General features: G+C 68.8%; 1 pseudogene. It reads left to right on the top strand.

The features are described 5' to 3' along the window. Positions 1 to 297: pseudogene (locus AC1DWF_RS36680) on the top strand (hypothetical protein); the annotation flags it as partial. Between the last annotated feature and the right edge of the window lie 293 nt (positions 298 to 590).

Raw genomic sequence — 590 nt, 5'->3', positions numbered from 1 at the left:
GCGAAGGCGCTGGCCGGCGAGCACAGTGCCATGCTGGAAGCGGCCTTCGAGGCCTCGGAGGCCGCGATCCAGGAGGATGGCGCGGAGGTGCTGATCCTCGGCTGCTCGGCAGCCTACTGGATGCAGCCCTTCCTGCAGAAGCGGCTGGGCGAGGCCGGCTGGGACATCCCGGTGCTGGAAGGCTACCGCTGCGCGATCGAGCAGGCGAAGCTGCTGGCGCGGCTGGGGCTGGATGCGAGCGGGATGATGATCCCGATGGATCCGCCGGCGCGGTCGCGGAAGCGCAAGCTGGTCTGAGCTGCCCGTTTTCGGAGCGGGGGGGCAGGAAAACCTGCCTCCGGCGTAACCAGGGACGTCGGATCGTTCGGCAACCGCATGATTCTCGCAGGTGTCACCAAACTGTCATGGTTTAGGCTCCGGGCTGCCCGCAACTTCCGCCCGACGTCCAAGGAGCCCCCCATGAATCGCTTCCTCGCCGCAGCCGGCGCGCTTCTGCTCGGCGCCATCGCGGCCCCCGCCGACGCGCAGCAGCGCACGCGCCTCACGGTCTACACCGCGCTGGAGAACGAGCAGCTCCAGCCCTTCAAGAC

This window comes from Aminobacter sp. P4_D5 (genome assembly GCF_056401815.1).
The sequence above is the reverse complement of the archived record's forward strand: the minus strand, read 5'-3'. Positions and strand labels throughout refer to the sequence as shown.